The organism is Solibacillus sp. FSL W7-1464, from assembly GCF_038004425.1.
In the GTDB taxonomy this organism is placed as follows: Bacteria; Bacillota; Bacilli; order Bacillales_A; family Planococcaceae; genus Solibacillus.
Genome location: NZ_JBBORC010000001.1, coordinates 2,212,832 through 2,230,934, shown reverse-complemented (window position 1 = coordinate 2,230,934; position 18,103 = coordinate 2,212,832). Strand labels below are relative to the sequence as shown.

Annotated in this window: 25 protein-coding genes and 2 pseudogenes; 22 read left to right on the top strand and 5 right to left on the bottom strand. The window is 36.5% G+C overall.

Annotated elements, in window-relative coordinates:
• Positions 1-34: 34 nt before the first annotated feature.
• Positions 35-661, top strand: a complete 627-nt coding sequence (locus MKZ25_RS10970; RefSeq protein WP_340801533.1) for a nucleotidyltransferase domain-containing protein — start codon at positions 35-37, stop codon at positions 659-661.
• Between the two features lie 54 nt (positions 662-715).
• Here MKZ25_RS10970 and MKZ25_RS10965 read toward each other — a convergent pair whose 3' ends face one another.
• Positions 716-982, bottom strand: a complete 267-nt coding sequence (locus MKZ25_RS10965) for a YesK family protein (RefSeq protein ID WP_340801532.1) — start codon at positions 980-982, stop codon at positions 716-718.
• A 378-nt stretch (positions 983-1,360) separates the two neighbouring features.
• Here MKZ25_RS10965 and MKZ25_RS10960 point away from each other — a divergent pair, with 378 nt between their 5' ends.
• Positions 1,361-2,317, top strand: coding sequence for a CAP domain-containing protein (locus MKZ25_RS10960; protein WP_340801531.1), 957 nt, complete (start codon positions 1,361-1,363; stop codon positions 2,315-2,317).
• A 78-nt stretch (positions 2,318-2,395) separates the two neighbouring features.
• Here the strand turns inward: MKZ25_RS10960 and MKZ25_RS10955 are convergent, their stop codons facing one another.
• The 3 genes from MKZ25_RS10955 to MKZ25_RS10945 form a co-directional block, all read right to left on the bottom strand.
• Positions 2,396-2,590: a DUF4017 family protein gene (locus tag MKZ25_RS10955; protein ID WP_340803006.1), complete on the bottom strand. Its 195-nt coding sequence runs from the start codon at positions 2,588-2,590 to the stop codon at positions 2,396-2,398.
• Between the two features lie 219 nt (positions 2,591-2,809).
• The gene (locus tag MKZ25_RS10950) at positions 2,810-2,968 is read right to left on the bottom strand and encodes an aspartyl-phosphate phosphatase Spo0E family protein (protein WP_340801530.1); all 159 of its coding nucleotides are present in this window, start codon (positions 2,966-2,968) and stop codon (positions 2,810-2,812) included.
• A gap of 268 nt (positions 2,969-3,236) precedes the next feature.
• Positions 3,237-3,467 (bottom strand): hypothetical protein, encoded by a 231-nt coding sequence (locus tag MKZ25_RS10945; RefSeq protein WP_340801529.1) that lies wholly within the window; start codon positions 3,465-3,467, stop codon positions 3,237-3,239.
• A gap of 166 nt (positions 3,468-3,633) precedes the next feature.
• Between MKZ25_RS10945 and MKZ25_RS10940 the strand changes: the two genes are divergently transcribed.
• The 8 genes and pseudogenes from MKZ25_RS10940 (at position 3,634) to MKZ25_RS10905 (ending at position 9,294) form a co-directional block, all read left to right on the top strand.
• Positions 3,634-4,134 (top strand): sigma-70 family RNA polymerase sigma factor, encoded by a 501-nt coding sequence (locus tag MKZ25_RS10940; RefSeq protein ID WP_340801528.1) that lies wholly within the window; start codon positions 3,634-3,636, stop codon positions 4,132-4,134.
• Positions 4,131-5,384: a DUF4179 domain-containing protein gene (locus MKZ25_RS10935; protein ID WP_340801527.1), complete on the top strand. Its 1,254-nt coding sequence runs from the start codon at positions 4,131-4,133 to the stop codon at positions 5,382-5,384. The genes MKZ25_RS10940 and MKZ25_RS10935 overlap by 4 nt, the downstream gene beginning before the upstream one ends.
• 143 nt (positions 5,385-5,527) lie before the next feature.
• Complete coding sequence (locus tag MKZ25_RS10930; RefSeq protein ID WP_340801526.1) at positions 5,528-5,752, top strand: hypothetical protein; 225 nt, start codon at positions 5,528-5,530, stop codon at positions 5,750-5,752.
• 39 nt (positions 5,753-5,791) lie between these two features.
• Entirely contained in the window at positions 5,792-6,340 is a 549-nt protein-coding gene (locus MKZ25_RS10925) for a hypothetical protein (RefSeq protein WP_340801525.1), read from the top strand.
• Between the two features lie 182 nt (positions 6,341-6,522).
• The gene (locus MKZ25_RS10920) at positions 6,523-7,122 is read left to right on the top strand and encodes a hypothetical protein (RefSeq protein ID WP_340801523.1); all 600 of its coding nucleotides are present in this window, start codon (positions 6,523-6,525) and stop codon (positions 7,120-7,122) included.
• A pseudogene (locus tag MKZ25_RS10915) lies at positions 7,104-7,793 on the top strand (M3 family metallopeptidase); the annotation flags it as partial. The gene MKZ25_RS10920 and the pseudogene MKZ25_RS10915, both read left to right, overlap by 19 nt.
• A 326-nt stretch (positions 7,794-8,119) precedes the next feature.
• Positions 8,120-8,596 carry a CarD family transcriptional regulator gene (locus tag MKZ25_RS10910; protein ID WP_340801521.1) on the top strand — a complete coding sequence of 159 codons (477 nt, stop codon included), beginning with the start codon at positions 8,120-8,122 and terminating at the stop codon, positions 8,594-8,596.
• Positions 8,597-8,763: 167 nt separating this feature from the next.
• Positions 8,764-9,294, top strand: coding sequence for a D-glycero-alpha-D-manno-heptose-1,7-bisphosphate 7-phosphatase (locus MKZ25_RS10905; RefSeq protein WP_340801520.1), 531 nt, complete (start codon positions 8,764-8,766; stop codon positions 9,292-9,294).
• A 92-nt stretch (positions 9,295-9,386) separates the two neighbouring features.
• On the opposite strand, the gene MKZ25_RS10900 is transcribed toward MKZ25_RS10905, so the two are convergent.
• A complete protein-coding gene (locus MKZ25_RS10900) occupies positions 9,387-10,034 on the bottom strand; it encodes a DUF421 domain-containing protein (protein WP_340801518.1) in 648 nt (215 codons plus the stop codon).
• Positions 10,035-10,225: 191 nt separating this feature from the next.
• On the opposite strand from MKZ25_RS10900, the pseudogene MKZ25_RS10895 reads away from it, so the two are divergent.
• From MKZ25_RS10895 to MKZ25_RS10840, 12 genes and pseudogenes are all read left to right on the top strand, one after another.
• Positions 10,226-10,760 (top strand): annotated as a pseudogene (locus tag MKZ25_RS10895) (helicase).
• Between the two features lie 139 nt (positions 10,761-10,899).
• Positions 10,900-11,370, top strand: coding sequence for a DinB family protein (locus tag MKZ25_RS10890; protein ID WP_340801517.1), 471 nt, complete (start codon positions 10,900-10,902; stop codon positions 11,368-11,370).
• Positions 11,371-11,434: 64 nt separating this feature from the next.
• Positions 11,435-11,872, top strand: coding sequence for a DMT family transporter (locus MKZ25_RS10885; RefSeq protein WP_340801516.1), 438 nt, complete (start codon positions 11,435-11,437; stop codon positions 11,870-11,872).
• Positions 11,873-11,944: 72 nt separating this feature from the next.
• Positions 11,945-12,160: a DUF3923 family protein gene (locus tag MKZ25_RS10880; protein WP_339171452.1), complete on the top strand. Its 216-nt coding sequence runs from the start codon at positions 11,945-11,947 to the stop codon at positions 12,158-12,160.
• A 153-nt stretch (positions 12,161-12,313) separates the two neighbouring features.
• Positions 12,314-12,847 (top strand): sigma-70 family RNA polymerase sigma factor, encoded by a 534-nt coding sequence (locus MKZ25_RS10875; RefSeq protein ID WP_339194673.1) that lies wholly within the window; start codon positions 12,314-12,316, stop codon positions 12,845-12,847.
• Complete coding sequence (locus MKZ25_RS10870; protein WP_340801515.1) at positions 12,831-13,517, top strand: DUF3600 domain-containing protein; 687 nt, start codon at positions 12,831-12,833, stop codon at positions 13,515-13,517. Before MKZ25_RS10875 ends, MKZ25_RS10870 begins: the two co-directional genes overlap by 17 nt.
• Positions 13,518-13,651: 134 nt before the next feature.
• Positions 13,652-14,374 (top strand): DUF5694 domain-containing protein, encoded by a 723-nt coding sequence (locus MKZ25_RS10865; protein ID WP_340801514.1) that lies wholly within the window; start codon positions 13,652-13,654, stop codon positions 14,372-14,374.
• A 47-nt stretch (positions 14,375-14,421) separates the two neighbouring features.
• Positions 14,422-14,919: a GNAT family N-acetyltransferase gene (locus MKZ25_RS10860; protein ID WP_340801513.1), complete on the top strand. Its 498-nt coding sequence runs from the start codon at positions 14,422-14,424 to the stop codon at positions 14,917-14,919.
• 127 nt (positions 14,920-15,046) lie between these two features.
• Positions 15,047-15,892: a pirin family protein gene (locus MKZ25_RS10855; RefSeq protein WP_340801512.1), complete on the top strand. Its 846-nt coding sequence runs from the start codon at positions 15,047-15,049 to the stop codon at positions 15,890-15,892.
• Positions 15,893-16,118: 226 nt separating this feature from the next.
• Positions 16,119-16,955, top strand: a complete 837-nt coding sequence (locus MKZ25_RS10850) for a hypothetical protein (protein ID WP_340801511.1) — start codon at positions 16,119-16,121, stop codon at positions 16,953-16,955.
• 42 nt (positions 16,956-16,997) lie between these two features.
• Positions 16,998-17,597 (top strand): cysteine peptidase family C39 domain-containing protein, encoded by a 600-nt coding sequence (locus tag MKZ25_RS10845; RefSeq protein WP_340801510.1) that lies wholly within the window; start codon positions 16,998-17,000, stop codon positions 17,595-17,597.
• Between the two features lie 43 nt (positions 17,598-17,640).
• A complete protein-coding gene (locus MKZ25_RS10840) occupies positions 17,641-18,087 on the top strand; it encodes an NUDIX hydrolase (RefSeq protein WP_340801509.1) in 447 nt (148 codons plus the stop codon).
• The last annotated feature ends 16 nt before the right edge of the window (positions 18,088-18,103 follow it).

The following is an 18,103-nucleotide window of genomic DNA, read 5'->3' as shown; positions in this document are numbered from 1 at the left end:
TTAATAGTAAGTATTTTAGATTTGGGGGATTTATATGTCATTTCAACAATGCCAAAACGTAACTTCTTTAATGGCAAAATTCAATAAACCTTGGTTCATTGCTGGTGGATGGGCGATTGATCTTTTTATGGGAAAAGAAACGAGAGAACATAAAGATATCGAAATTGCTTTATATCGAAAAGACCAACAACATTTAAAAGCGTATTTAAAAGAATGGGATTTTAAAAAAGTAATTAACAGTGAATTTCATCATTGGGGGGATGAGTTTTTAGAGCTGCCGATCCATGAAATTCATGCTACTAATAAGTTAAATGGAGATAAGCTGGAAGTACTTCTAAACGAAGCAGAAGATAAGGATTGGCAATTCAGAAGAGATTTGAGGATTTCCTTACCTCACCATGCAGTATGGAGTTATTCAAAAGCGGGTATTCCTTATCTTAATCCGGAAATCGTACTTTTATATAAGGCAAAGAATACAAGAGAAAAAGACCATCAAGATTTTATTACTGTAAAAGAGCATCTTGATAATAAGAAGAAACAATGGCTGAAATCCGCTCTTGAACTTCATGTACCCCGAACATCCATGGATTCAATTGTTAAGCTAATTCATCTGATTTTACTACATAATGGTCAAAAGAAAAGACACGAAACATTGATATAGCAACATTTGTGTCTTTCTGCAAAAAAGTAGGCGATAAACGAGAAGACATTTATTTTACCTTCTTGAAGTAGCTCCAATATAAGTACCTATCCATACACCGGCAAAAATAGTAATCATAAAGTAAGCCAAAAGGATACCATCCCAACCACCAATGACATTTTTGCTGAAAATAATGAATCCAATACAAATCAGACTTATTATAATAGCGATTAAAAGTAAAACTTTTCTTGAAACCTTACGGGATGCAATAAACATCCCAATTCCAAACACAATCCCGCAAAGTAAAATAGGGGTCCATCCTTCTAACATTAAAGCATCCATTTGATTACCTCCTGTTATATGAATGTTCTTATTAAACCATCGGCCGCTTTCCTTTCATAAGGAAAGGGGCTTTTTTGATTGCGTTATCCTGCCAAACTTCCCAAGGGCTTCTATTAATGTAAGAAAAGTAGGTTCAATTGTTGTAATCTTTCTGTAACAAACGTAACAGTAACTCGAAATTGTATAATGCTAAAAATCTGTCAATATTTATTCAGTGGTAGTATCCTTTTTTTTTGGATAATTTTATCAAGTTCACAATTTATAATCCTTTGATTTTACGGAGTTTAGTAATAGATTGTTACGCTTACCAGTATATGGACCTTTTATGACACATTTTGTACGGTAACATAGGTTTTGTAGAAGAGGAGGAATTCAAAAATGAATAAAAAATGGTTAGCAACTTCATTATGTGCAGCAACATTATTTGCAACATCTTTCACTGCAGCAGATGCAGCAAGTTTAAATACAGATGAAAAGAAAGGTGCAACTACTCAATATATCCAACTTATTAAAGGTGATCATTATCAAGAGTTGGCTTCAAAATTAATCGAGCAAATTTCAGCAAAAGGCGAATCCGGTATTTTATCTAAAGACCTAATCAATAAAGCTTTAGTAAATCTGGATGCCAATAAAATAATTAAAGAGGGCAAAGTAGTACAGGCAGAAAAAGCCACTACTAATAAAGAGACTCAAAAAGAATCTACTAATAATACAGTTAAAAAAGAGGATAAAGCCCCTCAAGCACCTGTAAAAGAAGAAAAAACTGCACCAGTAACAAACAACAATGATGTAAAAGAAGCGCAAGCGCCAACAAAAGAAACTACTGCACCAAAAACAAATACAAACACACAGGCTACTCCTGTGACAAACAATAATACTACACAAGCACCATCAAACTCAAATAACCAGCAAGCAGAGTCACCAGCAAAAACTACTACTGACAATGCGAGTCAATCAGTCTCTGAATTTGAGAAACAAGTAGTAGACTTAACAAATGCAGAACGTACAAAAGCAGGCCTGAAACCGCTTGAAATGCACACACCATTAATGGCTGTTGCGCATGCAAAATCAGCAGATATGGCGAAAAATAATTACTTTTCACATACGAGCCCAACGTTTGGAAGCCCGTTCGATCAGATTAAATCTGCAGGAATTTCATACCGTTCTGCTGGTGAAAACATTGCACAAGGTCAAAGAACACCACAACAAGTGGTACAAGCATGGATGGATTCACCGGGACACCGTCAAAACATTATGAATGCCAATTTCACACATATTGGTGTAGGTTTTGTTGAAGAGGGTTACTATTGGACACAACAGTTTATCCAACTATAAAAATATAAAAATACTGTTAGGCTACGTGTCGACCATTTTATTGGCGCCACGTAGCCTAATTTTTTTTATCTTAAGAAATTATATGCTAGCTTTATGCGAATTTCTTTTATTAAGAAATAAAGAAATAAAAATGGCAATGATTAAAACAGGGATTGCGTAGACTTGTCCAATTAGCAATTTCCAGCCTATCTCATTATATCCATCAGATGCGGGCAGCAAAACTGCGATGATACAAACGATTAAATAAGCTAATAATGGAATGATGGTTTTCATCATTAAGTTATTTACCTCCTTTCAAAACGTACATCATAACCTCAACAAAGGGCGTACGAACAACCCTCATATAGGGCTGAATGAAAAGAATTTACTTTTCATTCAGCCCCTTGCTTTAAGAAGATTAATCATATACAGGTCGACCATTTGGTATTAAATAATCCGGGCATGTTGATGAGCCCTTATTAAAAGATAACAAAAATAGCAGTTATTTGTAAATTAATTGCTGAAAGTTAGCGAATATTCATTGAGCAGCTTATCTAAGCTCTGACTTAATTTTATCGTAGTAGGATGGTTGAGCCCATTTTCAGTACCGGACTTTATCATGGCAGTTCTGAGTGTTTCCACATTTTTTTGAGTTTTTATTTTACTAGGCATTAGAAATCTCTCCTCGTTTTTAATTTTCTAATTAGATACAATAATTTACAAAATACATATATTATGTAAGTACACATTAAAACTAAAAGATAAACCTGAAGTATGAATTTTTCTCCAAATAAAATTTAGAATATAGATTTTTAAGGGAATCGTGGGTAACAAGAGGTTTATAGAATACGTTCGGCTTTCATTTAAATGGTTTTTCGGAAAAGTAAGAGCTTCAAGAAACTACAGCCCAAATTGAGCTGCAGTTTTTACCCTTTTATTGTTAAAATAGGCGTTGTTGATTACAAGGTGGAAAACCGGAAATATCTGCAATCATGGAGAATTCATACTGCTTCATTGCGAACTGTGTTTGATACAAGTATTCAACAACCAGTAGCTTTCCATTTGATACGCCACAAAGTACTCCGGATGTCCCTTGACCGTTTACGAAAGATATACCAATCGGTTGCCCTGTTAAATAACTGACCTTATGTTGCCATGGCGGCATTTTCATCAACCCTTTCTGTGTATTTTATGCTTTTGAAAAAAGAGTGTGTCTACTTCAAAATAGTTAACGATATATGGAACCTATTCACCGCATCAAAACCACCTCAAAAAAACTTTCACCTGATTCGAACGAAATCAACACTTTTACAGTCTAATAAATAAGGAGGTGGCACATGTTGGAAAACTTACTTGAAAAAGCTACCGCTGGGGACAAATTAGCAATCCTGGAACTGATCGAACAAGACGAGGAAGTGCTTTACCCGATTGCCTATACATATTTGAAAAATGAGCAGGACGCACTCGATGCCATGCAGGAAATGACCTATAAGGCACTGAAAAAAATGCACACTGTTAAACAGCCTGAATTTGCGCGTACTTGGCTCGTACGTGTACTCATCAATTGTTGTAACGATATGCTGAAAAAACGGATTCAAACCGTGGAAATTGAAGAGACCAGCTTTAGTGAAGCCCCGGTTTATTCGGACATCAGCCGTCTTCTTAATTTACTTACGCTTACAGAACAGCAGCTCGTTTACGCAAAATATTTTCAACAGCTGAAAAACAATGAAATCGCTGAACTGCAAAACATTCCGGAAGGCACCGTTAAATCTCGGCTGCACGCGATTTTAAAAAAGCTGCGTAAAGCCGCTGGACAAAAGGAGGATTGGCTATGATGGATATTCCAAAAGATAAGCTGCGCCAAGGACGTATTGAAGCATTTACAAAACTGAAAAAAGAACGACGACGAAAAAAGCAGTGGCAGGGAATCACTGCAGTAGCTATCCTCTTCCTGAGTTTTTTGCTGACGGTTCGTGTTTCACCGACAATTGCCAGCTATGCCGCTAAAATCCCAGGCCTGAGCGTTATCGTCGAGCTTGTACAGGAAAATGAAGGAATAAAAGATGCCATCGCCAATGAATACTACGAGGAGCTGGGCATACTTGTGCAAGACAAGGACGTTACGATTACACTTCAAGGTGCCATCATCGATGAATATGGGGTGATGCTCATGTATGATTTTGATTACCCGACGAAGAAAAGCAATCATCATAACTATACGGTGAACATTTACCAAGGCGATCAACAGCTGAAAAACAGTATGTCTTACGGGACAAAGGACAGCCTGGACGAGCCGGTTGCACACAGCGGCCATATACTTGAGTTGACGCTCGATCAGCCGCTTGATACGAAAAACCCTAATTTCCGTGTTGAATTTGAAATGCGTGATGGGGACAAACAAACGATTTCCATTCCATTTTCTCTGGAAAAACCGATAGCTAAAGCGAAAGTAGTAGAACCGAATACGAGCATTACAGCACAAGGTCAAAGCCTAACAATTAGTAAAATCATTCGGACACCCCTACGTATTCATATCGAAGTAAAGCCGGATCCATCGAATACAATGCAAATCGTCGCACTCGATGACATCTCACTGGAGCTTAAAAATGGCAGTAAACGTGAACTTATTCGCAATGGGTTAGTGGGCAGTGGTTCCTTCCGAGAAGGACAGTCCACGTTTTACCTACAAAGCAATTACTTCTATGATTCAGATGAACTCATCGTCCGTATCGGCAAAATACAAGCTATTCCAAAAGGTGAAGACTATATCGAAGTTGACTTCAAAACGAAGGAAGTGCTTTACAAACCAGACTTCATTGACTGGGATATTAAAGTTGTCGGCAACGATGTCTATGTAAACGCACCTGTCAAAGACGACCACGGCCGCCAACCCTTATACCCTGCTGAAAAAGAAGATGGTACGACACTTGAAACTGAAGGATGCAGTTACTTTACATCTGCCCATGAAGGCTTTAATTATAGAGAGTACTATGTGCCCTACAATGGCAGAGCAAAACTGTGGATCAGCTATATTGACAATCCGATAGCGAAGGACGTTGAGATTAAAATAGATTTGACTGATTAACGAAATATCTCAGTCTTACTAATTAAAAAAGCATCGTTTCTTTTGGAAACAATGCTTTTTTTACTGCTCAGTTTTATGTAAACGCCTATTTAAGGAACTTTATTCCATTGATGGCGTTAAACTATCTTAAAAGAGGTGGTATTTTGAAAAAAATTCTCATTCTATTTACAGTGATTAGTTTTATACTAGTTGGCTGTTCTCAAGAAAAAGGTTATAGCGTTTGGATTGAATCATCCCAAGGACTAGTACTTATTGATACAGCAAAAGAAAGGCTAACTAATGCAAAAATAGATTTTATATTAGATGATAATGGTAGTGTTTTAATAAATGAGAAGGATTTTGATAAAGCTGTATTATGTTGCTCTTAATATTATACAAGCAAAAAACTGACAATTAGGGGGGAAGCGATGTCCTTAACTTTATTCTTATTTATGGGTCTTATTGGTGTTTTCTTTGTCATGTTTCTTAAAAGGCCGTTAATCAACTTACTTGGAGAAGACAATTTTCTAATATCTAGGTTGAACAATGCGGAATGGTTTCAAAATCATTGGCTAGCAGGCATATTTCTGTTTATTACGAATGCCATCCTTTTCTTTTCGACTGCTCTTCTTCTTTACGTGTTAAGTTATTTCTTTATTCCGTATGTCCATTTGCCTTTGATGATACTTGCTGTAATAGGAAGTCTCTTTTTATGGATAATAATTAATAGAACTTGGCAAGGGACGAGAAAAAATCGTTTGAAGATGGCAGCAGTCGGGAGCAGTTTTTATATGATCCTGTCCCTTATGTTGATTTATATGTTAGTAACACTGGAGCCTGCCTATCCAGGGGATGATCCTTTTATGAGAGCAATCGGATTATTTATGGGGATTGTGGTCACAACAGGTGCGTGTATTTCATGTTTTATCTTTACAGGATTTTCATATAAGAGGGAAGTGAATGAGGCGCGATTCTGAACTGGAATCAGCGCTTTTTTAAAATAGTGAACTATAGTTGAAATCTAGTGATCTTTTCATGACCGAAACAAACAGGCAGTATCGGGTTAATTTGGATATGGATAAATATGTTAATATGAATTAAGGTTTTATAAAGGTTTATATATTTTGAAAGCAATTGTTCTCAGTAGGGGGAAGTTAAAATGCCATATGAAGTGAATTGGAATTTAGACAGCATTTTTCTAGGTGGAAGCAAGTCAGATCAATTCAGCAATCACTTAAATGAAGTGGAAGATTATATACATACTATAAAAGAGTCGGTTGCCTCTTTTAGTGCAGTGCCCTCAATAGATGATGGTGCCCCAATAGCAGAATTAATGAACAAAATTGGAGAAACCCGCATCCATTTATCTCAAGCCAATTCTTTTGTCACGTGTCTCCTTGCTCAACATTCTAAAGATCCGGATGCAGTAACTTTACGCGGCAAAATCGTCAGTTTTGAATCTGATTTTAAAAATGTATTATCTAAACTAAAGGTGGTCTTAGCAAATATTGACCAGGAGAGATGGGTAAATTTAATCGAAGCTAAAGAATTAGCAGATTATAAATTTATTTTGACTGAATGGCGTGAAAATACGAATACCGCTTTATCGGATGACGGACAATCGATAATAGCTGATTTAACGGTTGATGGCTATCATTCTTGGGGCCATTTTTATAATGCACTGATAAGTAGTATGAAAGTACATATTGAAGTGGATGGAAATGAAAAACAGCTTTCAATGAATCAAGAGTTTTTATGACCTTTGGCGGAACGTTTTTAAATGTGCTGACGCTTGTGCACGAATTGGGGCATGCTTTCCACAATTACGCGATGAAATCGGTGGATGGGTTAAATAAACAGTATCCGATGTGCATTGCCGAAACCGCTTCAACCTTTGCCGAAATGATTATTTTTGATGCAGCAATGGAAAAAGCGCAGTCAAAAGAAGAGAAATTGTTTTTATTGGATGAAAAATTAAAACGCAGTGTCATGAACTTTATGAATATCCATTCCAGATTTTTATTTGAGCAGAGATTTTATGAAGTTCGAAAAAAAGGGCTTGTTTCATCCAGGCGTATAAACGAATTAATGAATGAGGCTATACAAGAAGCGTATCAAGGGTCCCTTGACGAACCGTCCATCTATTCTTGGGTATGGACACCCCATTACTATATTACGCAATCGCCATTTTATAATTTCCCTTATACTTTTGGCTATTTATTTGCATTAGGAATTTTTGCAAAGGCAAAGGAGAAAGGAAAAGAATTTGAGAAGGATTATCTGAATTTACTTAAAGACTCAGGCAGGATGACGGTAGAAGATTTAGTGATGAAACATTTAGGAGAAGATATTACATCTAAGAATTTCTGGGAAAAGGGAATGAAAATCTGTGTAAAAGATGCGGAGGAATTTATAACCCTTACGTCTTAAAATATGATTCTAGGGAATTTCAGCGAACACAAGCTCAGCAAAAGATTATTTAAGAGCTTAATTCAAATTGTGCTCAATAGTGCTGATTATAAACTAGTATAAATTGTGAATCTAACTATTCCTTTAAAACACATTTACTCTCTAATACATAGGCAAACTAACCTCCTCTTTATTGATAATCCGACGCGATTTTTATTGATTTTTGCATTTTTAAATATTAAATAAAAATTATTTGACAGGTTAATAAAAATTATGATATTATTAAAAATTTGTTAATAATCCATTTACGTGTTAAGGTTAAGAAGGTTACCTTATGGTTGCCATACATGGAGGTGGATTATTTGTTTCAAATTGGTGAAAACATTATTTATCCAATGCAAGGAGCAGGTATCATTAAAGCCGTAGAAGAAATGGAAATATCAGGTGAAAAACAACAGTGTTATGTCATAAAAATGTCAATCGGTAATATGCAAATCACGATTCCGAAGGACAAAATATTGAATTCAAGTATAAGACCTGTTACTGATATAATGGATTTGAAACACATCATTCACATTTTTCAGCATGGAGAATCCGATAATTTATTGTCGTGGAGACAAAGGTATAAAGTGAACTCGGACAAAGTAAAAACGGGTAAAATATTGGAATGTGCTGAAGTTGTACGTGATTTAATGCGTATGAAAGAAGAAAAAGCACTAAATACAAGTGAAAGAGAAATGTTAAATAGCGCACATCATTTTTTGATGATTGAACTCGGATTAATAAAAGGGATTACTGAAAATCAAATTAAAAGTTTCTGCTAAGATTAACTGAAGACTTCCAAAAAGGGTACGATTCTTAAAAAGAGTTGTACCTTTTTCAATTGATTGATTTCGTGAAGAGAATCACTGAATACTCGAAACAAAACCGCTTAAAGCTGATAATTTTTAACATACTAAAAGTAAGATTAAAAATTAAAGGTGTGGATGGATTGAAAAGAGCAGTGTTTTTAGATCGGGACGGCGTAATTAACGAAGTGCTGACGAAACGAGTAAAATTTGTAAATGAACCAAAACAATTTTATTTTTTACCTGGTGCAGAAGAAGCGATTAAAAATTTAAATGACTATTTTGATTATGTATTTGTCGTAACGAATCAAGGCGGAATCGGTTTAGGGTATATGAAGGAAAAGCAGTTACAGAAAGTTCATGACTATATGGTGGCCGAGTTGAAGAAAAAGGGCGCATCGATTCATGAGGTTGCCTATTGTCCGCATAAACCAAAGGCCGGGTGTGAATGCAGAAAACCTAACAGCAAAATGATTTTGGATTTAGGTGAAAAATACAACATTGATCTGGAAAAATCCTATATGGTCGGTGACACGGATACGGATATTCAGGCAGGGAAGAAAGCCGGGACAAAAGCCGTCTTTATTGGTGAAAGTGATCCATTGGCAGATGCAGTATTTCCAAATCTAAAAGAAGCAGCACAATGGATTATTCGCGATATTAAAAATGAATAAAACATAACCCACAAAGAAGAACCTTTGTGGGTTATATATTAATGTCTTTGGTATTTGTAGCAGCTACAGTTGCCAATTTTCAACGGATAACATTAATCATAAGTCTGAACATAAAATCCATTTTCCTCAGACCATTCCGCATAATAAATCTTCGAGATATCCTCGTAGCCTTCCTCTTTTAATTGATGAATGACCCAGTGCTTATCTTTTCCGATTTGTGCAAGAATCCGTTCTTCCATTCGCCCTTCATCGACAATTAAATGAGTAAGCACACCACCGGAATCTTCCCCGGATGAATCCTTTTTCAATACGCTGATTTGCCCACCAGGCTCCAAAAGAGCATATTTTACTTCCCTAACCGAAAAAACGCCCTGTATCCGCAGCAAAGAACGCAGCTGTTCGGATTCCATTTTATTTTTTCCTAATTCTTTAATATCCAGTCTCCCGTTATTTACAAGAAAGGACGGTTCCCCTTTAATAATCGGGCGCAGCCTTTCAAACTTTCTTACAAGAAAATCGGTTAAAAGATAGAGCGCAGTCCATAGTCCAATCGTATAGAGCACATCCCAAATCTTCACTTTCTCATCGTATACTCCTTCTTCCAGTGTTCCTCCGAGAATAACGATAAACACAAAATCGAACGGGGTGACATCAGTAAGCTCTTTTTTCCCGATAAAGCGGATCACAACCATAAGTGCGATAAACCCTGCAATAATTTTAATAGTAATTGCTGTAATCATTTATTTCACTCTCCTATCATCATTGAATACCCCGAAGCCTCTTAATTTAAGCTGGTCATTAATCACTAGTGTTCATTGTTTTAAAAGGAATGAAGGAGTATGAATGAGTTTAATGGAAGTGATTAGTAGAGGTTAATAAATAGCGAGATTTGCAACAAAATAACCACTCGAAGCGATGAGGAGGAAAAGAAATGCGAAGATACCCTGATTGTCCTGTTATTACAAAATCAATTGTTGTTGGAGGGCTGTCGAAAGCCGATCTTCTTCAAAAACTGCAACAATCGTCTATTTCATTGAACCAATATGGTGAGAAATTATTATATGATGATCGGTTTACCACTACCGAAACAGCATATAGCGTGGAAATAGTTGAACTATCCGTTAGGGATCTTGGCTTTCCGAATGGCGCAACATTACCTGAAATCTTTAGACAAGCAAACGAACTGGGCTTGCAGTTATGTCCGCCAGAGTTGGGACCATACCTACGACTGGAATATGTAGACCAAGATGAGGGGGATTCAGGGGATCTTTCACAAAAAAAATGAGGCACCTTCAGGATCTGTCACCATTGCATCAGAATTAATAAGTGATGAAGAAAGTTTTCCGAAAGGATTTTATGTCAGAAAAGTTGACGGTATATTATGGCTGCGCGGATATGTAGCTGACAGCTTGCATGTGTGGAATCCCGATAACCGGTTTGTCTTCAAATCAGACAAGCTAAAATAGGAAACGATATTAGTGAAGTTTTTGGTGGAGCTTACCCAATGTCATGGAATTGGTTTACGTTCCTTTGAAGTCTCCTGGAATGTGAACCTTTGTAGGTGTTTTTGTGTTCAGTAACGAATAACTATTTGAGGTGGTCCAATTGCGGAAGGAAAAATCAGAAATAGTAGTGCATCATCAAAACTTCATAACTTTTATACATAGTTTGAAATCTGTTGATGAAAGTCGATTAAGAAAACCGATCGGGGAAGGGAAGTGGTCCGTTATAGAAATCGTCGGTCACTTTTACCCTTGGGATGAATTTGTGTTACAGCAAAGGATTTCCTATATATTTTCAGGCGAGCACTTACCGAAAGCTCCGGGTATCGCGGAGTTAAACGACCAATCTTCTTTACAAGCCAGAACAGAAGCTGTAGAAAATACATTGGAAAAATGTATTCACGTACGGCAAGACTTATTAAGTCAGCTAAAGCAAATTCCTGGAGATGACTGGTTGATTCCAATACAGATTAACCAATCAACGTTAACGTTTTACGAATACTTAAAAGACTTAATGGAACATGATATCCATCATTTAAACCAAATGAAATCTACTCTCGAAAACAGATTATAATTCTAGTTAAATAAATTCATTCATATTACGTTATTTCGTGGTATTCACATTGGAGGAACTGTTGATGTTGAAATTGATAATTGCTTTATTAGCATTGATCGGCGGTTCGGCCGTTGCGATACAAAGTCAAATCAATGCCTTATTCAGTAAAAAAGTAGGCGTATTGGAAAGTGCCACCGTCTCTTTCATGGTAGGCGCACTTGCCTTATTCTTTTTAGCTTTCTTTTTCGGAAAAGGGAATTTTTTAAATGTATTTACCGTTCCAAAATGGCAATTAATCGGAGGGTTATTAGGCGCATTCTTTATTGTCATCAATATCTATTCTGTTAATTTAATCGGAGTAGCTGCAACGTTTATGGCGGTTATCATTGGTCAGATTTTTGTCGGCGCGATTATTGATCATTTCGGACTTTTCGGAGGGGTTGCCTATCCGATGAATATGACGAAGCTCATTGCTCTTGCGTTAATGTTTGCCGGGATTTATTTGTTTAATAAAGCTTAAATGGAAATTTTCTGTATAGTATATGAAACTTATTTGGTTTCCCTTCGTAGGTATATTTATGGAGGGAAATGAATGAAGAAAATATGGTGGATAATTATTAATGGGGTTTGGCTTGTCTTGTTTAGTGGCTTAGCTATATTTATTTATTTTAGAGAAGTAGATGCTGCAGGTGTAGTCCAAACATCTGAGCTTAGATGGCTTTCCTTGGCATTGTTAGGTGTAGTGTTTATTTTCATTACCATCGTCCAACTTATATTTTTATTTTTTTTAAAGAAACGAAAAAGTTAATAGCTTATAATATTTAAGGCGCTTTCCGTAATAAGGGAAGCGTTTTTTTATGAAGAATGCCAATGATGAGAAAAATAATTTTAAAATTTTAAAGCCAAATGTTCTTCTCGGATGTCTAATAAATGTAAAACGAAAATGAAGGGAGGAATTGCGATGAATATGAAGCGCTTAGTAAAGAAAGCTCAAAAAGGAAATGACAAAGCATACTTAGAGCTTTTCCAACAATATGAAGCAGATATTTATCGAATGGCCTATGTCTATGTAAAAAATAAAAATGATGCTTTAGATGTTGTTCAAGAAGTAGCGTATCAGTCATTCAAAAATATTCGCACTTTAAATAAACCGGAATATTTCAAAACTTGGCTTATGAAAATTACAATCAATTGTGCCTTGAACGTAATTAATAAAAATAAAAAAGTAGTGCCACTCATACCTCAGTTTGAAGTACATACGGAAGAAGGAGTTGAAGATATTGCCATGTCTTTATCGTTACGGGAACTAATGGATATTTTGCAGGAAGACGAGAAAAGTGTGATTTTACTGAAGTACTATAATGACCGTACGTTAAAGGAAATTTCGGATATTCTGGACATCCCGCTAGGAACAGCCAAATCGATTTTGTACCGTGCTCTGAATAAGCTTCGCCAAAATTTAAAGGAGGTAGAGAACTATGGAGAATCATTTTAAAGAGGATATGGATAAAATTGAAATCCCGTTCCAGCTTCATGAAAGAAGCAAAAAAGGCATAAAGGAAGCCAAATCGGAAATGGACGGAACGGTGAAACGTTTTGTGAAAAAACGAATCGCAATTACGATCATGGCTGCCTGCTTAATGGTTCCAACTGGAGCATTTGCGTATCAGTCGTTACTTGCAGATGATTTATATGGATCGTTTGATAATGTGAAAAAACATATAGCAAATATTACAATGAAAAGTTATTTACTATTTGATGCAAAATTGTCCCAGGCAAAAGGTGACCTCGGAAAAGAACAATTCGAACAGTTTAAAGAAATACTCCATGTCATTACAGATGCAAAACTTGAATTTGGCGATAAAAACGGAAATATCGATTATTCTAAGGTGTCTGAAGAAAAACGGGCGGAAGTTAAAGCGGCCATTTATGAAATCCAACCGTACTTTGATAAGTTAAATAATCAGCCATCGAGTAAAGAAATTTTAACAGCTGAAGAATATGAGCAATATATTCAGGCGTTATTAACCTTTGAAACAGTTATGGCACAATTAGGTGTTTCTTCACCACCAAAAGTAGAGATGGTTCCTGCAGATGCACAAGAAGAATTTTTAAAGGCTCGTGCCGTATTGGATTACGTGAATGAAAAACAAATGGGGAATTAATGGAGACAATCAGCTTGGACTATTCAAGCTGATTTTATTATGAATGTAATATCACCTGGGAAATTTATGCTAAAATTTAGTTAGATTTAGGAATGAAAACTTATTAAAAACAGGTGAATAGAGGGAGCATTTATATGGAAATTCTATTAGTCGGAACATGTCACCTTAGCGATACTTCAGACTTGAACACTTTATCGGAAAAGGATAAAAGGAAATATAGCGATGGCGATTTCGAAAAGTTGGCCATTGATCTTGCGAGGTTCCAAGCGGATCAAGTGTTTGTCGAATATCCATTTCATTTACAAGAACATCTGACTTCCATTTATCGCTCGGCAGAAGTGGAAAAGGTAAATGATGATTTCAAAGAAAATGAGATTTATCAAATTGGATTCCGGTTAGCTGAAATGCTTGGACATGATGCCATTTATGCTGTGGATTGGAACGAGCAGCCGGAAGAATCGATCGATCTGGGTCTCCTTGCAGAAGGGCAATCGAAAACAGAGTTCGAGGAAATAATGAACCGTGTACAATTTGTGCTCGAAAAGCTCTCTACTATCATTCAGCAAGGGGATATCATCGAACTGTACAAATATATTAATACACAACAATACAATGTAAATGATCATCAAGTCTATGTGGATTTAATGCAGCTCGACGATAAAATTGCATTTGAGTGGGTGACGAAATACTGGTATTACCGGAATTTAAAAATCGTCCGTAATATTAAAAAATCCATTCTTCCTGAAACAAAACGGGCTGTTATTTTATATGGAAGCGCACATAATTATCTATTTAAACAACTGCTGGAAGAGGACGAAGCAATTAAAGTTATTCCGTTTGGAGATTGGTCTGAATGAATCGAATTTGAATAAGTATATGGCTTTATAAAGGGGTTAGGAACAACATGATTACATTAAGAAAAGTGCAAAAGACAGATTTAGAAGAGCTGATCGTCATTGAAAATGAAGGCTTTACAAAAGAAGAAGCGGCCACAAGGGAAGCCTTTGTGGAAAGAATTCAGCTGATTGCGGATACGTTTATTGTCGCTGAAAAAGATGGAGAGATGGTAGGTTATATTAACGGCCCGGTCATTCCTCAACTCTACATAACGGATGACCTTTTTGAAGAAATTACTGGAAATCCCAAAAAAGGCGGCTACCAGAGTATATTAGGCGTAGCAGTTTCTAAAAAGGCGAGAAATCAAGGAATCGCTCGGATCTTAATCAATAAAATGGAGCAGCTCGTTAAAGAAAATGACCGACAAGGAATTACGTTAACATGCAAACAGGAATTGGTTCCTTTTTATGAAAAGCTCGGTTTTCTAAATCACGGCATTTCTGAATCACAGCATGGCGGCGTCAGCTGGTATAACATGATCAAACTGCAGGAGAATATGAGTTAATGGATAGGCACCGTAGTAGATTTCTATGCACGGATCAGAAGGCATAATTTTAGAGTTAGCTGAGAAAGTGCGATAAACTTTAAATGGAAGATTTCAATTTACAGTAACCTTGGCGGGAGGAATAGAATTGGCAACGAATGCAGCATTTCAAAGAGAGATTAAAAGTTTTTGGTATCCGGAGTACAACAATAATGGGTATCCTCATGTCCAGCAAGGATTCATTCTTCACCCTGATCGGAACGCTGAATTCGATCCATTTATTTTAATGGCAGAGGATTGGTATAAGCGCGGTGTTTTCTCTGATCACCCGCACCGCGGATTTCAAACGGTAACCTATGTTGTGGATGGTAGACTTGAACATATTGATAATGCTGGCGGTTACAGCATTTTAAATGCAGGGGATGTTCAATATATGAATGCCGGCTGGGCAGCTCGCCATGCGGAAGAAGCGTTCGAGGAAGACTTGATTCATACATTACAGCTATGGTTGAACTTGCCGAAAAGTTTAAAACATACAGAAACGTCTTATCAAAATATTTATGTGGAAGATGCACCGGTAGTCAATATCGGTGGCGGGTTTGTCCGCGTTTATTCAGGAGATATTGCAGGTGTAACAGGACCAATGCAAAGTTTAGTTCCGATTACGATGACCGAAATTACGCTCCGTGAAGGTGCAGAATACACACATGTTTTACCTGAAAATCATAATTCATTTCTCTTTATGCTGGCAGGAGAAATGGAATTTGGGGAAAGCAGGACCAAAATCTCCAAAACAGGAGCGGCTACGATCTCATTTAACGAAGCTGGTTCCAAAGACAATGCAAGCGAATTAAAGATGAAAGCAGCAACACGTTCTAAAGTTCTAATTTATTCAGGTGTTCCCATTAGAGAAGATATCGCTCTAGGCGGACCGTTCGTGATGAATACGAGAGAAGAAATCAGAGAAGCATTCCGTGATCTGCAGCTAGGGTAATTTGGACCGCCAGCTGTAAGAAAATAAAAAATAAATAGCGACCATTACGATGAACCAGATGGAACTGAGCCATCTGGTTTTTTTTTTTTAAAAATTGGACGCTCCTATTATGGTAAAATTTACAATATAAGGAGAGTTATAAGGAAGGATAAGTATGAAAAAATTTCTGTTAAATTTAATTAAGTGATGGCTGGAAATGAATAATTAAATGATTGGAGAAATCTTCATGAAAATATACGATCTGGCAAGTCCATTTCTGAATCCGTATGAACCATCAAAAGAGTACTACGAAAATTATTTTAATAAACATCCTGAAATCTATAGTTATTACTTTGAACATCATTGCCACAATAAAGAACTGAAACTTGAAAATGCATTAAAGGCACATCCACACAAAACTGAGCAAATGAAATGGATAGCGGACAAATTGAAATCGCTGACACCTCAAATTACAAAGGAATACGAAAAGCGGTTTCCGATACTGTTTTCAAAAGATGTTTATATTTTTGTCGGTCTAGGTGGTTCGAATGCGTATACATACCGTTCCATGGATCCTCATATTGCGTTTTGTGTAGAAAAGTTCGAGCCTTTTGAAGAGGGCCTAAATGTAATCATTGCACATGAATTCGGCCATGCAGCCCATCATCTTTTCACTACGCATAATGGGATAGATGCAAAAGATATACAATGGTCTAACCCGTATACCTGGCTGTTGCAGGAGGGGGTAGCGACTTATTTATCCACTTTAGTAGTAAATGCAGACCAAGATATTTATTTTGCTTATCAACCCGACCCAGAGTGGCTTTCATTTTGCGAAGAAAATACTAAAACCATACTTAATGCTTTTCAGCAAGATTTAGCTCAAAGTACACCAGCAGAACTATTTAAAGAATGGTTCTCGATTAACGGTGGTCAAACTTTTGGCTATAGTCGGATTGCTTATTATATCGCTTATCTATTAGTGAAGCATTTGGTAGATGAAGAAGGTATAGAAAATGCAATGCTTTATTGGAGACATCCGGATTTTGAAGAGAGAATGAAATTGTTATTACGTACGATTTAAGAAAAGTATTTACATATTGAATTCATATATTGGGGGAGTAACATGATAATAATAAATTCAGTTGTTTTCTGGGTGATTATTTCAATGTCCATTAATACGTATTTAATGACTTTGCCTATACCGGTTATACGAAAAAAGGATTTTCCGGCTACTTACATGATTCAGCAGGAGAATCGAATTGACTTCCAAAAAGGTACGGAATGCGCGGCATTTTCTACAGCGTACTTGCTGCGTCACTTTGGCAGGGATGCTGAAGGGGAAACGTTATATCAGCATTTTCCTAACAAAACAAGAGCAGGCAATGTCTATCCAAAAGGGATACGTACGGTGTTAAGAAATTATGGATTTAAGACGAATTATTATAAAGGCAATATAAATACATTAAAGTCCGAAGTCAGTAAAGGAACGCCGGTCATTGTTTTCATTAAAGTGAAGAGGGATCTCAAAAATCTGCATTTTGTCCCGGTAGTCGGGTATGACAAAGAGTACATTTATCTTTCAGAGTCACTCAGCCACTTAGTAAATGATGCAGGAGAACAGAAGACTCATAATCGAAAGGTTCCGGTTGAAGAGTTTAAAAAACTTTGGGATGTAAAGAGAATTCATACGCTTCCCTACAGCAATACATATATCGCGGTATAACCTGAATAAAGTTAATAATTCTTTTTCGTGGCAGGTGAAAAAAGTGAAAGTATTTGGAGAAAAACTAGATGGCCTTAATTATGAAATAAGAAATGCGGTTTATGCCGTTATTTTTGATTCAACAATGAAGTATGTCTTAACAGTCCAAACTTCAAGAGGCGATTACTTTTTGCCGGGTGGCGGGATAGAAGGTCATGAAAACCACTCGCAATGCTTGGAAAGAGAAATACTTGAAGAAACCGGATATAACGTTTTGGTCGGTCCTTTTATAGGAAATGCAAAGGGCTATTTTCTTTCAACTAAAAAAGAGCCCATTCTAAATGATGGCTATTTCTACTTCGCACAATTATTCAATAAAATTCAAGAGCCCATTGATGACGACCATTTTATACAATGGATTGAGGCAGATAAAGCCCGGGAACTCTTAGTGCATGCTCATCAAAAATGGGCAGTAAAAGAAGGACTAAAACTACAAAAACATAAAAAATGAGCTAGAATCATTGAAT

Coding starts and splice junctions, on each gene's coding strand:
- MKZ25_RS10875 (WP_339194673.1), top strand. CDS start 12,314: ATGAATATGAAGCGCTTAGTAAAGAAAGCTCAAAAAGGAAATGACAAA.
- MKZ25_RS10885 (WP_340801516.1), top strand. CDS start 11,435: ATGTTGAAATTGATAATTGCTTTATTAGCATTGATCGGCGGTTCGGCC.
- MKZ25_RS10925 (WP_340801525.1), top strand. CDS start 5,792: ATGTCCTTAACTTTATTCTTATTTATGGGTCTTATTGGTGTTTTCTTT.
- MKZ25_RS10950 (WP_340801530.1), bottom strand. CDS start 2,968: ATGCCTAGTAAAATAAAAACTCAAAAAAATGTGGAAACACTCAGAACT.
- MKZ25_RS10910 (WP_340801521.1), top strand. CDS start 8,120: ATGGAGGTGGATTATTTGTTTCAAATTGGTGAAAACATTATTTATCCA.
- MKZ25_RS10850 (WP_340801511.1), top strand. CDS start 16,119: ATGAAAATATACGATCTGGCAAGTCCATTTCTGAATCCGTATGAACCA.
- MKZ25_RS10865 (WP_340801514.1), top strand. CDS start 13,652: ATGGAAATTCTATTAGTCGGAACATGTCACCTTAGCGATACTTCAGAC.
- MKZ25_RS10940 (WP_340801528.1), top strand. CDS start 3,634: ATGTTGGAAAACTTACTTGAAAAAGCTACCGCTGGGGACAAATTAGCA.
- MKZ25_RS10935 (WP_340801527.1), top strand. CDS start 4,131: ATGATGGATATTCCAAAAGATAAGCTGCGCCAAGGACGTATTGAAGCA.
- MKZ25_RS10960 (WP_340801531.1), top strand. CDS start 1,361: ATGAATAAAAAATGGTTAGCAACTTCATTATGTGCAGCAACATTATTT.
- MKZ25_RS10965 (WP_340801532.1), bottom strand. CDS start 982: ATGGATGCTTTAATGTTAGAAGGATGGACCCCTATTTTACTTTGCGGG.
- MKZ25_RS10860 (WP_340801513.1), top strand. CDS start 14,422: ATGATTACATTAAGAAAAGTGCAAAAGACAGATTTAGAAGAGCTGATC.
- MKZ25_RS10945 (WP_340801529.1), bottom strand. CDS start 3,467: ATGAAAATGCCGCCATGGCAACATAAGGTCAGTTATTTAACAGGGCAA.
- MKZ25_RS10880 (WP_339171452.1), top strand. CDS start 11,945: ATGAAGAAAATATGGTGGATAATTATTAATGGGGTTTGGCTTGTCTTG.
- MKZ25_RS10870 (WP_340801515.1), top strand. CDS start 12,831: ATGGAGAATCATTTTAAAGAGGATATGGATAAAATTGAAATCCCGTTC.
- MKZ25_RS10845 (WP_340801510.1), top strand. CDS start 16,998: ATGATAATAATAAATTCAGTTGTTTTCTGGGTGATTATTTCAATGTCC.
- MKZ25_RS10955 (WP_340803006.1), bottom strand. CDS start 2,590: ATGAAAACCATCATTCCATTATTAGCTTATTTAATCGTTTGTATCATC.
- MKZ25_RS10900 (WP_340801518.1), bottom strand. CDS start 10,034: ATGATTACAGCAATTACTATTAAAATTATTGCAGGGTTTATCGCACTT.
- MKZ25_RS10920 (WP_340801523.1), top strand. CDS start 6,523: ATGCCATATGAAGTGAATTGGAATTTAGACAGCATTTTTCTAGGTGGA.
- MKZ25_RS10970 (WP_340801533.1), top strand. CDS start 35: ATGTCATTTCAACAATGCCAAAACGTAACTTCTTTAATGGCAAAATTC.